Source organism: Paraflavitalea sp., from assembly GCF_059502485.1.
In genome coordinates, this window is the sequence record NZ_JCACET010000004.1 from 532,396 (window position 1) to 547,219 (window position 14,824).

General features: G+C 48.2%; 7 protein-coding genes. All 7 read left to right on the forward strand.

The window, feature by feature from the left end; all coding sequences use genetic code 11:
* Window positions 1-421 precede the first annotated feature (421 nt).
* Complete coding sequence (locus AC5JBY_RS02160) at window positions 422-3,715, forward strand: SusC/RagA family TonB-linked outer membrane protein (RefSeq protein WP_495902897.1); 3,294 nt, start codon at window positions 422-424, stop codon at window positions 3,713-3,715.
* 22 nt (window positions 3,716-3,737) lie between these two features.
* Entirely contained in the window at window positions 3,738-5,759 is a 2,022-nt protein-coding gene (locus AC5JBY_RS02165; RefSeq protein WP_495902898.1) for a RagB/SusD family nutrient uptake outer membrane protein, read from the forward strand.
* A 117-nt stretch (window positions 5,760-5,876) separates the two neighbouring features.
* Window positions 5,877-7,211 (forward strand): glycoside hydrolase family 88/105 protein, encoded by a 1,335-nt coding sequence (locus AC5JBY_RS02170; protein ID WP_495902899.1) that lies wholly within the window; start codon window positions 5,877-5,879, stop codon window positions 7,209-7,211.
* A gap of 147 nt (window positions 7,212-7,358) precedes the next feature.
* On the forward strand, window positions 7,359-10,574 hold the full coding sequence (locus AC5JBY_RS02175) for a SusC/RagA family TonB-linked outer membrane protein (RefSeq protein WP_495902900.1): 3,216 nt from the start codon (window positions 7,359-7,361) through the stop codon (window positions 10,572-10,574).
* 22 nt (window positions 10,575-10,596) lie between these two features.
* On the forward strand, window positions 10,597-12,093 hold the full coding sequence (locus AC5JBY_RS02180) for a RagB/SusD family nutrient uptake outer membrane protein (protein ID WP_495902901.1): 1,497 nt from the start codon (window positions 10,597-10,599) through the stop codon (window positions 12,091-12,093).
* On the forward strand, window positions 12,094-13,161 hold the full coding sequence (locus AC5JBY_RS02185) for a glycoside hydrolase family protein (RefSeq protein WP_495902902.1): 1,068 nt from the start codon (window positions 12,094-12,096) through the stop codon (window positions 13,159-13,161).
* Between the two features lie 335 nt (window positions 13,162-13,496).
* Window positions 13,497-14,819 (forward strand): rhamnogalacturonan acetylesterase, encoded by a 1,323-nt coding sequence (locus tag AC5JBY_RS02190; RefSeq protein WP_495902903.1) that lies wholly within the window; start codon window positions 13,497-13,499, stop codon window positions 14,817-14,819.
* The last annotated feature ends 5 nt before the right edge of the window (window positions 14,820-14,824 follow it).

Genomic DNA, 14,824 nt, shown 5'->3' on the forward strand with positions numbered 1-14,824 from the left:
CGATTATCGATCAGGGAAACAGGCTACAACTGTTCTGAAAAACAACAAGATGAACAGGAAACATTTCGGGAGGGTGGAAGATCGCAATGGATGAACCTGTGCAGTCGTAATGAAGCATGGCAAGTTAATTTTGGTTCAGTTAATAGGTTACATAAATAGCAAAAGCAAATAAAAAATACCGCGTCAATAATCGTTAGATATACACTATTCCACTACTAAATTAACTTTTGCAATACAGCAACCATCCTGAAGCGTCCTGCAACACTGAGTTTCAGCCTATCCCACGCCCCATCTGGATTTATAATATCGTCAGAATGACACGAATAAACCAAACGTCAGGATGGATCAGGATGATTATAAAATTACACCTGACTAATTTAGGCGTGGAACGATTGAATATCATTTGCTTTAAAACTGCTGTATGGAAAAAAACCATTTCTATGCTTATGGGATAAGTATTGCCCTACTGATCGCCCTAAGCCCTTTCTCCTCGTTTGCCACGCCCGGCAACACGCCCCCTCCCTTCAAAGATCATAACACACACAACTATTACCTGGACAACAATCCGCCACCAGTCTTCGATACGGTGATCACGGGTACGATTGTCAACGAAAAGAATGAGCCATTAACAGGCGCTACAGTAGTATTGAAGCGTACAGGTACATCAGCTACAACCAATGATAAAGGTGAGTTCCGGCTCACGGTAAGCGGTGCTAATCCTGTTTTGGTGATAAGTTATATTGGTTATGCTACACAGGAAATAAGAGTAGGTAGTAACACTTCTATGTCGGTAACTCTCTACGCTATCTCCCAATCGATGGATGATGTAGTGGTAGTAGGTTACGGTAGCAGAAAGAAAAGCGACGTAACCGGTTCTATAGCTTCAGTAGGAGAAGCTAAACTACGGGAGATACCTACAACGAATGTCACCCAGGCATTACAAGGCAGGATCGCTGGTCTCGTAGCCACACCTTCTTCTTTCAGGCCGGGATCAGGCGCCAGCATACGCATCCGTGGTAACCGCTCATTGGTAGCTACCAATGAACCTTTGGTAGTAGTGGATGGTGTACCCATCGCTTACAGTCTGAATGATCTCAATCCACTTGATATTGAAAACATCGACGTATTGAAAGATGCATCCGCTACAGCCATCTATGGATCGAGAGGCGCCAACGGAGTAATACAGGTAACTACTAAAAAAGGTAAGACTGGTAAATTATCTGTGGAGTATGATGGAAAAGTTTCTTTCGACAATATTATCCGGCCACAGGAAGTGTTCAGTGGAGCTGAATATGCACAAATGAGAAGAGATGCATATTTCGGCAACAAAGCCTACAACTTGACATTAAGCCCCGGCGCAACCAATCCTACTTTCTACTTCCCCGATCCTAAAATAGATTCAGTGTTATTCTGGGCCAGGCAGGATGCCTATACCTGGGAATCAGTAGCGGCGGGTTACACCTGGAGAGACCGGTCGAGGCTGATCGCTGCCAGACGCGCTACTACGGCCGAAGAAAAAGCATTCCTCACAAGGCTCGGCCTCGCAGCACTGGACAGCGTTGCCATTTACGATCCTTCCAAAGTAGGCAGCTACAACTGGCAGCAACATGGACTCGAAACCGGTATCACCCACAACCACAACATCACGGTAACAGGAGGCAGTGAAAAGTTCAAAGCAGCTTTCTCAGGTGGTTACTTTAACCAGAAAGGCATACAAACAGGGCAGGACTTTACCCGCTACACCTTCAACCTGAATACCGACATGCGACCCAATAAGTCGATCACCTTTGGCGGAGGTATTTTATATACGTTCTCTATCCAGAATACAGGCCCCAATGTATACGGCGGCGTCAATGGACAATTACCCATTGCACAACCATATGACAAAGACGGTACTTTCATATTGATGCCTGGTAATGATGCCAACATAGTAAATCCATTGAATGATGCGAATACTATTTTTAATGAGTCGAGAGTAAACCGCATACTCCCCAACATTTTCGGTGAGATAACGATTTTGAAAGGACTCAAATTTAGGGCAGCTGCCAATATTGATGCCTCCAATGTGCGCATTGGTGTTTTCAATGGTTCTATTTCCTCCTCACGTGCTGGAGGTACAGCCAATGCTACCTATACCGCACGCAGCTATTTTACATGGACAGCTCAAAACTTCCTTACCTATGATACGCGGTTCGGCGATCATTCACTCAACGTAGTGGCAGGGCAGGAATGGGTAAGCAACCGCTTTGAAGAATTTTCCGCTTCCGCTGATCAGTTGATCTATGAAAGCCAGAAATGGTACTCCCTGCAAAATAACGCGGCTGCTACACCGAACCAGGCGACTGGTTCATTTAACCAAACGAAGAACTGGTCCTATTTCGGACGGTTGAATTACGGCTTCAACAACAAATACCTCCTCACATTAACTGTTCGCGACGATTGGAGTTCTGTACTACCTCCAAGCAGTCAGCACCAGGTCTTTCCTTCTGGTGCAGTTACCTGGCGTCTGGATCAGGAGAATTTCCTGAAGAACGCTTCATTTATCAATAGCCTCAAGCTGCGTGTAGGCTACGGCGAAGTAGGGAACTCTGGTATCAATGCTTATCTCGCCGGAGGTACGTTGGCAAGAAGCACTTACAACTTTGGCGGTGCTGCCGCACCCGGCTATGCACCCTCAACTTTGCCGCTGGAAATTAGCTGGGAAAGAACAAAATCAACAAATATTGGTCTCGACTTCGGATTATGGAACAACCGCATCACCGGTACCATCGACCTGTACAATACCAACAGTAACCAGATCCTCAGCAAGCGCCTGCCCACAACGAGCGGCTTCTCCAGTGTACTGGTAAACATTGGTAATGTCAATAACAAAGGTATAGACCTGAACCTGTCGACAGTAAACATCGAAAACCTTGGCGGGTTTAGCTGGACCACCGATTTTGTATTGAGCATTAATAAAGAAGCCATTAAAACTCTGGAAACAAAAGCAGATAACATCGCCAGCCAATGGTTTATCGACAAACCATTGAGCGTTTACTACGATTATAACTTCAAGGGCATATTTCAATACTCCGACACTGCCAAAGGCGGTATCCTCGCCGAGTATTTCTGGAAGAAAGCAGGCAACAAAACCAACACAGCCTTCCAGCCTGGCAAAGCATATGTACAGGACCTGAATGGTGATACAGCCTTCTCTGAGCTCGATAAAATGGTATTGGGCTCACACAATCCGAAATGGACAGGCAGCTTCAGTTCCACATTCTCCTATAAAGGATTTGACTTGAATGTATTTGTATACTTCAGGCAGGGATCACTGATACGCGAAATGAGGCCAAGCCTTAACGGACGTTATCAGTCCTTCAAAGTAGATTACTGGACACCCACCAATCCTTCCAATGAATATGCACAGGCAAACAGTACGATCGATATTCAGCCCTACTGGCAGGCTATGGGCTTCAGAAGCGGCGACTTTGTAAGAGTGCGCAATATCTCATTGACATACCGTTTCCAGCGCGATCTCATCAAAAATTGGGGCATGAATAACCTCAGTGCCTATGTGAACGTACTGAACCCCTTCCTGTTTAGCGAGTATAAGACGGCTGATCCGGAGACCATTCCTTACCTCTCGTCTTATCCCTCCAGTTCTACTTCCGCACCAGGACCCAATTCCTTCAACTTCAGAAGCGTGGTATTGGGAGTACGCGTTGGATTTTAATTGACAAGCTCAAACAACAATTATGAAAAAGTTTATTATAGTTGCCCTTGCCTTCATAACACTCTTTTCCTGCAAGAAGTTTGTAGAAGAAGAATTGGTAAGCACTCTCACCTATGACTATTATAAAACCGATCAGGGGCTGGAAGACCTGGTGCGCTCTGCCTATACCAATACCAGATGGAAGTTTGAGAACGAGCAGGTATACTCATTGTGGAATTTCGGTACCGACGAGTTTATGATAGGAGACCAGTACAACTATATCTTCTTCAATACCTACGACCCCGGATCGTTCAATGCAACCCATGGTTTCTTCGACGGATTGTGGACGAATAATTACACGGGCATCAACCGTTGCAACCTGGGCATTGAAAATATTCCTGCGTATAATAATCCGGCTTCCAAGATGCTGGCTACCGAAGCAGCCAAAAATCAACGCATAGGAGAGCTGAGGTTCCTGCGCGCTTATTATTACTTCCAGATGGTACAACAGTTTGGCAGCATTCCATTGGTGCTGAATACATCGGCAGGCCCACGGTCCGACTTTGCCAAGGCAAGCGTACCATCCATCTACGAGCAGATCATCGGTGACCTTCGTTTTGCTTCACAAAACCTGTCCCTGTCTGCTTCAGAACCTGGCAGGGCTGCACGTGGCGCGGCCAATCACTTCCTGGCTAAAGTATACCTCACCCGTGGCAGCGCCGTTACAGATCAGCGTGGCCAGAAAGCAACCGATATGGACAGTGCCGCCTACTTTGCCGATCAGGTCATCAGTTCCAATGCCTACATACTGGAACCCGATTATATGAATTTGTGGAGAGGCGTTTATCCAAAAGGTTACCCTAATGTAACGACTGCTGCGCTGGGCGTTGATGCCGATCCTCCTTATGTCACCAACTACCAGAGCACAGTTAATTCAGTTGACTACGCAGAATTTCAGGCATCACAAGCCAGCAAAGAGATCATCTTTGCAGCGCAGTTTAGCAATGTAACAAGTCTCAACAGCTCCAGCGGCAACCGCGCCCACCTGTTCTACATGATGCAATACGATGCTGGTATACCCGGGTTGGTGCGTACAACCGATAACTTCAATATGCGGCCCTATCGTCGTCTGCGCCCTACAGATTATACCATCGACCTGTTCGATCGCAGGAACGATTCCCGTTTTTACAAGAGCTTCAGAACAGTATACTATCGCAACAATGGAACATCAACAGCTGCCAACAATGCAGTGGCCAAGTGGACAGCCGCCGATGCGCCCAATGGCACCCTGATAGGTAAACCCCGTTATGCCAATGGCGATACAGCCGCGTTGTTTATTGTGAACGATAAGACAACTACCCTCACGGAAGCAGAGTTGGCCAATACTACTAAATACCGCTATATTACTTTTGCGCGCTATTACAGAAATGCAGGCGGTAACCTTGTAGAAGGTAACGGACCCAATAAGTACCTTACATTAGTGAAACACCTCGACCCCGTTCGCCAAACGCCCAATTACAATGAAGAACGCGGAGTAAGGAATGGCATCCTGGCAAGGTTGGCAGAGACTTACCTGATCGCTGCTGAGGCATACGGCAGAAAAGGCGATTACACCAAAGCGCTCACTTATATCAATGCAGTGCGTCAACGCGCAGCCTACCGCGCCGGCGAATTCAAGAATCCGGCTGTAGGACGCTTCGATGGCGGCACACCCGGTGATGTGACCAGCACTGCAGCACAGATGGTGGCTACCGATGCTTTGTTTACTACCAATTCACCCCGTGAGCAATACCCTGCTACAGTAAGCAGCACGGCCGACCGCTTCATTCACTTTATGCTGAATGAGCGCACCCGTGAGCTGTGCGGAGAGTTTTACCGCTGGGAAGACCTGGTGCGTACCGAAACATTCTATGCAAGAACAAAGCTCTTCAATGCTGACGCAACAGAGCTTAAAGAGTTCCATAAACTAAGGCCCATTCCATCCGTGCAGATAGATGCCACCACAATAGAAGGCAGGTCGCTGACAGCAGATGAGAAGAAGGCCTACCAAAATCCGGGATACTGATTATCATCCCGGCAGTCCTTTCGGCAGTCTTAGTTAGTAGAATAGCAAGCATGGACGTGTCAATTTTTATTGACCGTCCTTTTTCTTTCATTAAATTAGAATCACAATATGTATTCGATGAAAAGACTTTTATTCTCCTGCGCCATCTTTATTACGCTTTCCGCTGTAGCACAAAAAGCCAACGACGTTACCGCGCCATTACACGCCCTCCAACCGGATTACCCGATCCCCTACAGTCCGCCCACCACCGATGCCGTGAAAAAAGTGCTGGACAGGATATACAATTACCTCGATGTGGCAACACCCCCACAATGGATTAACCGGACTTCCGGCGCTGCGCTGACTGCTGTCAATGCGGCCGATACAAATACGATCCTAAAACCCGGTGATTTCCGGCTCACAAGCTACGAATGGGGCGTTACCTACAGCGGCATGCTGCAGGTAGGCGCTGCAACAGGCGATAAGAAGTATGCTGAATACACTACTCATCGTATGCAGATGATCGCAGATGCAGTACCGGTATTCAAACCGATCTTCGAAAAATATAAGAACCGCTCCAATCCACTCCGTTCAGTGATTGATCCGCATGCATTGGATGATGCAGGCGCTATGTGCGCTGCCATGATTAAGGCCGAACGCTCAGGTGTGGTGAAGAACCTCCGCCCGGTCATCGACAATTTTATTCAATATATCTCCACCAAAGAATTCCGGCTGCCCGATGGTACGCTGGCGCGCAACCGGCCACATCCCAACACGATCTGGCTCGATGATCTTTATATGAGCGTACCTGCACTGGCACAGATGGGCAAGCTAACCAGCGACAGGAAATATTTTGACGATGCGGTGAAGCAGGTTACGCAATTCTCCGAACGTATGTTCAACAAAGAAAAGAATGTATACATGCATGGCTGGGTACAAGGCATGCAGGACCATCCGCAATTCCATTGGGCAAGAGCGAATGGCTGGGCCATCATGACGAAAGTAGAACTGTTGGATGTGCTGCCCGAAAACCATCCCGGTCGTACAAAAGTATTGGAGTTGTTACGTGCGCATATTAAAGGATTGGCTGCTTATCAGTCCGGCACTGGCTTCTGGCACCAGCTCCTCGATCGCAACGATTCATACCTCGAGACATCTGCCACGGCTATCTACACATACTGCATTGCACATGCCATTCAGAAAGGGTGGATCGATCCGGTAGCATATGGACCCATGGCATTGCTGGCCTGGAATGCAGTATCCACCAAAGTAAATGATAAAGGACAGGTAGAAGGTACCTGCGTAGGCACAGGCATGGGCTTTGAACCTGCATTTTATTATTATCGCCCGGTAAATGTATACGCAGCACACGGCTATGGCCCTGTATTATTGGCCGGTGCCGCTATTTATGAGTTATTGCAACAAAATAAATATAAGATCAACGACTCTGCCTTACAGTACTACGAGAAGTAATCATCAGGACAGTTCAGGATGAATGCTACTTACAGCTTTTCTAATTTTAGTGCCTGCTCTATTCCCGTAGAGAAATGGACCATCCCTTGCATATGGTCCATCTTGTGAATTGATAGTAACTAAGATTGCGTAAAGAAAAAAAGCTGTATGAAATTACAAACGATCATTCGATCTGCCCTGTTCTTTCCATGTATTTTATTGATGCTCCTTACCAATCAAACGCAGGCCCAGAGCGCTACGCCGGGTGCTGGCATTGTTATTTCCGGTAAGGTCAATGATGAAGCCGGCAAGCCTGTTGCCGGCGCTACTGTCCAGGTAAAAGGAACTGGTGACTACACCACTATTACCCGTGAGGACGGTACATTTAAGATCACTGTTTCCAAAGGCGATGCAGTACTGATGGTCTCACACATCGAGTTTGAAACACAGGAGGTACCCATTAACAATCAGACAACATTAACGGTTAGCCTGCGTGGCAACAAGAAAACATTAGATGATGTAGTGGTCATCGGGTATGGCACACAAAGAAAAAGAAACGTCACCGGTGCGGTAGCTAACTTCGACGCTACCCGTCTCACAGAGCGGCCCGTCAACCGCGTCGACCAGGCGCTGGTAGGACAGATGGCCGGTGTGGCCGTCAAGCAAACCACTGGTGCCTTGGGAAAAGGCATGAGCGTACAGGTGAGAGGTACGGGTTCTATTACCGCGGGCAACGAGCCCCTTTATGTAATTGATGGATTCCCTTTATCGACCGCTGCGCCCAATGGCTCTGGCAACTTCGCACTGGGTAATCCGCTCGACAACATGAACCCCAACGATATTGAGTCGGTACAGGTGTTGAAAGATGCTGCCGCTGCAGCCATATACGGTTCCCGTGCTGCCAATGGAGTGGTGCTCATCACTACGCGACGCGGACAAACCGGCAAAGCAAAGATCGGCTTCAACAGTTATGTTGGCTATTCAGAACGTGCGCGCAAGCTGGACATGCTGAGTGCTGACGAGTGGGTAGACCGCGCCACTGAAATGATCAACGCACAGTGGGTAGCTTCCGGTGCGGGCAGAACAGCTGCTCAAACCAATGAGCAACGACGCGTGATATTGGGACTTGCTCCCGGTGCAGTCAACACAAGTTATATGACCGATGACCGCTGGTCCCAACCCGGTCATCCCGGTCTGCGTTATATCGATTGGCAGGATGAAGGATTTCGTAAAGGATTAACACAGAACCACCAGATATCAGCCAGCGGCGGCAATGAATACGTACGCTACTATGTATCAGGCAACTTCAACCGGCAGGAGGGCATGGTCCATTACATGGATTACACCAGCTACTCCGCCCGTGCCAATGTAGAGATCAATGCGAGTAAAAAACTGAAGCTGGGCATCAACCTGTCACCCACCTATTCCATTACCAATGACCCCGGAGTAGAAGGCAAAGACAATATTCTCCACCAGATGGTGAGCTTCACGCCCGTACAGGAAGATACGATGGGCATTTATCCCAACGTCGATATGGATGGTCAATACCGTTGGAGCGTATCGCCCAACAGCCCTATCGCTAAATTGAAATATACAGTAGGAGAAACGAAACGCTTCCGCACACTCACCTCCATGTATGCGGAATACCAGATCATCAAAGGGCTGACATTTAAAACAACCCTCAACCTCGATAATACGGACAATAGCTCCAAGAACTATGTGCCCTATACCATTGCCAGCACACTGCCTACGCGCATTGCGCAGCAAACAGCGCTCACATCTGGTTCTTTAACAGGCTATCGTCGCCAGACGTTTGTAAACGAAAACACATTGTCGTTCAACAAAACGATTGCCAGTGTACATGATGTTTCAGTGCTGGCAGGTCTCTCTTACAACTCCGATAAGATCGACAACCTGCGCATTAGTTCCCAGAATGGATTTTCCAACGATTACATCACAACCCTCAATGCGGCCTCTGCGGTGACAGGTCTTACAGGCGAAGCAAGAAATGTATTGCTCTCTTATTTTGGAAGAGTACAATACAGCTATGATGGCAAATACCTGCTCTCTGCGAGCTTACGCCGTGATGGTTCATCGCGCTTTGGCGGCAACACCCGTTGGGGCTGGTTCCCTTCAGCTTCCGTAGGCTGGAGAATATCGGAAGAAACCTTTATGCAGAATGTTCATTTCATCAGCGATCTTAAACTGCGTGGCAGTTGGGGTACTTCCGGCAACTATAATATTGGCGATTATAGCTCTATTGCTGTATTGGGTTTCAATAACTATAATTTTAACGGTACGCAGGTAGTTGGTCAGTCGCCCACTGGTATCACAAGCCCCGACCTGAGTTGGGAAAGAGCCGAGACATGGGATGTTGGCCTGGACATCGGCGTGCTGGGCAACCGCATCACAGCCTCTTTTGATTATTACAACAAGCTCAACTCCGACCTGTTGCTCAACGTGCCGATTCTGGGAGCTACGGGTTTCTCCACCTACCTGCGCAATGCGGGCAAGGCAAGAAACAAAGGCTGGGAGATCGAGATCACCACACGCAACATGACAGGCGATTTCCAATGGACTACTTCAGCCAACCTGAGCCACAACACAAACAAAGTAGTGGAATTGGCAGGAGGTCAAAACCAGATACTGATACCTTCTTCTTTCGATATTCCTCATGCCATCCTGCGGGTAGGCCAGCCGATGTATGCCATCTATGCGGTAAAGCAAATAGGCATCCTTTCCAAAGAAGACATTGCCAAAGGAGTACCCTTGTTTGGTTCACAGGTAGAAGGCGATCCGAAATACTTTGATTATTCACAGGACGGCGTGATCGATGCCAACGACCGTATGATCGTAGGACATCCGAACCCGGATTATATCTGGGGTGTCACCAATAATTTCAGATACAAAGGATTCGATTTTACAGTGCTGGTCCAGGGCCAGTGGGGAGGTTCCATCTACTCATTGCTGGGGCGCGCACTGGGAAGAACAGGACAAGGATTTACGGATAATGCCCTCGGCTTTTTCCGCGACCGCTGGCGTTCTGCGGCAGATCCCGGTGCAGGTTTAGTAGGCAAAGCCTATTCCACCTTCGGCCGTATTATCAATACCGACTGGTTGTATTCTTCCGATTATATCCGCGTGCGAAACATCACGTTGGGATACGATGCAGGCCGCTTGTTCAAAACAAAGAACGTTTTGCAGGCTGCACGTGTTTACATCACTGCTGAGAACTTCTTTGGTCACGACCGATACAAAGGCGGCTTCAATCCCGAGGCGACCAATACTGATCTAAGCGGCAGTACTGCTTTCCCCGAAGCAGGAGACTATGGCGGGCTTCCTTTGCCCCGCTCATTGATCATCGGTGTAAATATTACTTTTTAATTCAACTACTAATCAGATCAGTATGAAAAATATTCGTTACCTCTTTGCAGTAGTGCTGGTTGTAATGGCCTCCTGCGAAAAGAAACTGGAACAACTACCCATTTCAGCTTCTCCGTCAGATGCATTCTATTCATCATTGAATGATTTCTTGCAAGCTACCAACGCTACCTATAACAGCCTGCGCGCTTACCCCGACAGGCAACTGAATCTGTCCGAAACAAGGTCGGATAATTTATATGCCGTATCGGATGGTGGCGTGCGCGATTGGGAAGGCATCAACAGCTTTCACAAGACCATTGCGGCGAATCCTTATGTGAGTGAGGCATGGTCGGTCAACTTCAATGGTATCTTCAGAGCCAACAAGCTGTTGGAGCAATTGGTTGCCAACGGCGCGGTAGTAACCGATGCCACCTTGCGTACCCGCATGGAAGCAGAAGCCAAATTCCTGCGCGCCTTCTTCTACTTCGACCTGGTAAGATGGTTTGGCAAAGTGCCGGTGTTCGATAAACCTGTTACACCGGAACAGGCGTTGGAAATACCCCGCAGCAACGCAGCCGATGTATACAACCTCATCATTGCCGATCTGCAGTTTGCCGGCACTAACCTGCCCGAAACATATCCGGCGGCAGATAAAGGAAGAGCCACCCGCTACGCTGCCAAAACATTACTGGCATTGGTCTACATGACACGCTCTGGTCCCACATACGGCATTGAAGGCCCCGGACTCGGCGTGAGCGAATGGGATAAAGCAGCCACCTTGCTCGATGAAGTAATTGGCAGCAACAAATATTCATTCCTCGACAAGTACACCGATATCTTCTCCTTCACCAATGAGAATAATGCAGAAGTGGTGTTCGATGTGCAATACATCACCGGCGCCAATCCGGTAATAGGATCTACATTCCCCTGGGTGCTGGTACCCGACACCTGGTTCCAGTCACAGGGAAAGGCCACACAGGGCGGGCTCACCATTCGTCCTGTTTCCAATAATCTCCTCAACTCTTATGAGACGGGCGACACCCGCAAAGCATTCTCCATTCAATCAGGTTATGTCTATAACGGCGTAACGGAGACACGCTCTTTTTTTAAGAAATATGTAGACCTTACCAAAGTACCCGCCAACCGGCTGGACTGGCCAATCAACTATATTGTATACCGCTATACCGACGTACTGATGATGCGGGCAGAATGCATCTTGCGTGGAGCGCCGGGCACACAAGCCTTTGTAGATTCAATAGTGAACAAGGTGCGGGGAAGAGCCTCTTTGTCAACCAATATTACCAATGTTGACTTGGCAAGGCTGATGAGTGAAAGAAGAAGAGAGTTTGCAGCAGAAGGCTCCCGCTGGCACGACCTGGTAAGAAGCGGCGCGATCGAAACGATCATGCCCGCCTGGATCACTGCCGAAGATGTACAACACACCATGCAGCCATTCCAGAAAGAATACATCATCTACCCGGTTCCCCAAACAGAACTGGACATCAAACCTGGACTGTATCTTCAGAACAAAGGATATTAAATGCAGCGGAAAGATTTCATCAAGCAACTCACACTGCTATCTGCCGGAATGGGTTTACCCTTCCGGCAGATGGCATCATTGCCGTACCCGTTGGGCGAATCACCATTCGCCAGTCGCTTGCGTCCCGTTGGCCGTGCATTGGAAATAGAAGGCCGGTATGTATGGTGCAACAGTCCCATTGAAGGCCCTGATGGCAAAACACACGTGTTCTTTTCCAATTGGGATGCGAAGAAAGGAATGGGCGGCTGGATAAAAGGCAGCGAAATTACTCACGCCGTAGCTGACTCGCCAGAGTCACCTTTTCGTGTATTGGAAACTGTATTAGTGCCACGACCCGGTTATTGGGATGCCACTACCTGCCACAATCCCCTCATCACAAAAGTGGATGACACTTGGTGCCTTTTCTACATGGGCAACAACAATGGGAAGACAGATACCAAGCGCATCGGGCTGGCTACTGCCAAAAGCTTGGATGGTCCTTGGGAGCGGCCTGATGAGCCATTGTTATTACCGGGTGCTGCAGGTGCATGGGATGATCATTGTACCACCAACCCTGCCTTCGTCAAAAGAAAGAATGGAGAATACTGGTTATACTATAAATCATGGAACACAAAAGAATACCAGGAGTCTACCCATCCTACGATCCGGGGCAACAGGAAGTACGGGCTGGCTATTGCCAAACAGTTACAGGGACCGTATGAGAAGTATGCTGGTAACCCTGTTATTGATTTCTCAAAGCGCGGCGACAATGCCCAGTTTGAAGATGCATTTATCTGGCAGCAGGACAACAAGCTGTACATGATTGCGCGCGACATGGGTGTGTATGGACACCAGGAAGGCATCATCATGAGTTCGGAAGATGGATTACATTGGAGTGAGCCGGAGATCGCTTACTATGGCGCCGACAAATACATTCAGCAGCCACCTGCGCCCCCTCATCTAAAAAAGTATGGCCGCTTCGAACGGCCACAGCTTTTGTTGCGAAACGGTAAACCGGCCTACCTGTTCACCACTTCGCAAGGAGGCAAGTACATGACATCTTCACCCTTTATATTCAAGATCGTATGACCAATAGTTAAGATGGGGAATACCGCTTTGTATCGTTTTGCACCAGAGATGACAGAAAGCACCAAATTTCACAATCTGTCTCCACCTGTCATGTAAAAGCGTCACACTGATTTTTGGAAGTACATGTTTTATTCTACTTTGTGATCCGCGTTGTTTTGATAAGAACGAACAGGCATTCAGCCACCAGGATAAAGGCAGGATAGAGTATGGATGAAGTATAGATACCCTATAGATGAAGTATAGATAGAGTATTGAAATAGCGTAGTTGACTAAAACGTGCAGTTTTCACCAAAAACAGCAGGGCTGCTGGCGCCCCTGCACTGAATTTTAATCATATGAAGCAATGCATCACAGTTTTGTTTTGTCTGACAACTTTGTTTGCCAACGCGCAAACAAGTTCCTGGCGTTTTGACTTCGGCACCGGCGAAACAGCTGAAGGGTACACTCCTGTCACTCCAACCACTTTTTATAACGATCAAACCGGCTACGGTTTTGAACGGGGAGGCGCCCTGATCGCCACTGACAGGGGCGGTAAAGACGCCTTGCGCCGCGATTTCATAACCAGCGATCTCCCTTTCCTGTTTTCAGTGAAAGTGCCGGAAGGTAGTTACAACGTCACAGTTACATTGGGTGATGCGGACAGCGCATCAGTTGCTACGATCCGTGTAGAATGCCGTCGTATGATGGTGCAACAGGTGAAAACGAAGAAAGGGAAATTTACCACAGTATCTTTTACGGTACATGTCCGTGATTCGTTGATTAGAGGCACCGACAGGAAAGTAAAGTTGAAGCCACGCGAAGTCGAGTATCTACATTGGGATAACAAACTGACCCTTGAATTCAATGATGCCAGCCCCAAACTGTGTGCGGTAGAGATCACGCCGGTACAGGAAGTAACTACAGTATTTCTCGCCGGAAACTCTACAGTGGTCGATCAGGCACAGGAACCATATGCGGCCTGGGGACAAATGCTCCCGGCTTTCTTTCAGCCAGGCAAAGTAGTGGTTGCCAACTACGCTGAGTCAGGCGAAGCACTGAATAGCTTCCGGTCGGCCCGTCGGCTGGAGAAAGTACTATCACTCATGAAGCCCGGTGATTACCTGTTTATAGAATTTGGGCACAACGACCAAAAGCAGAAAGGCGAGGGGATAGGCCCATTTACCTCCTACAAGCGAGACCTGAAGTACTACATCGATGAAACACGTAAAAAAGGAGGCATTCCGGTGCTGGTCACTTCTATGCACCGGCGCAATTTCGACAGCACAGGTAAGATCGTCAACACACTGGGTGATTACCCGGCGGCAGTTCGGCAAACAGCTGTAGAAGAGAAAGTGGCACTCATCGACCTCAACAATATGAGCAAAAACCTATACGAAGCCTGGGGGCCAGATAAGAGCCAGCTGGCCTTTGTGATCTATAAAGCGAACACATTTCCCGGACAGGATAAAGAATTAAAAGACAACACCCACTTTAATCCCTACGGAGCTTATGAAATAGCCCGTTGCATAGTGCAGGGCATCAGGGACAACAAATTAGACCTTGCCCGCTACATTAAAAAAGACGTACGCCCTTTTAATCCTGCCCGGCCCGATGATATCAAAAAGTGGCATTGGCCCCTGAGCCCGCGTATGAACGTCACCAAGCCAGATGGAAATTAACAAAA

Excerpts from the sequence above, each read along its gene's own strand:
- AC5JBY_RS02160 (WP_495902897.1), top strand. The coding sequence starts at position 422 with ATGGAAAAAAACCATTTCTATGCTTATGGGATAAGTATTGCCCTACTG.
- AC5JBY_RS02165 (WP_495902898.1), top strand. The coding sequence starts at position 3,738 with ATGAAAAAGTTTATTATAGTTGCCCTTGCCTTCATAACACTCTTTTCC.
- AC5JBY_RS02170 (WP_495902899.1), top strand. The coding sequence starts at position 5,877 with ATGAAAAGACTTTTATTCTCCTGCGCCATCTTTATTACGCTTTCCGCT.
- AC5JBY_RS02175 (WP_495902900.1), top strand. The coding sequence starts at position 7,359 with ATGAAATTACAAACGATCATTCGATCTGCCCTGTTCTTTCCATGTATT.
- AC5JBY_RS02180 (WP_495902901.1), top strand. The coding sequence starts at position 10,597 with ATGAAAAATATTCGTTACCTCTTTGCAGTAGTGCTGGTTGTAATGGCC.
- AC5JBY_RS02185 (WP_495902902.1), top strand. The coding sequence starts at position 12,094 with ATGCAGCGGAAAGATTTCATCAAGCAACTCACACTGCTATCTGCCGGA.
- AC5JBY_RS02190 (WP_495902903.1), top strand. The coding sequence starts at position 13,497 with ATGAAGCAATGCATCACAGTTTTGTTTTGTCTGACAACTTTGTTTGCC.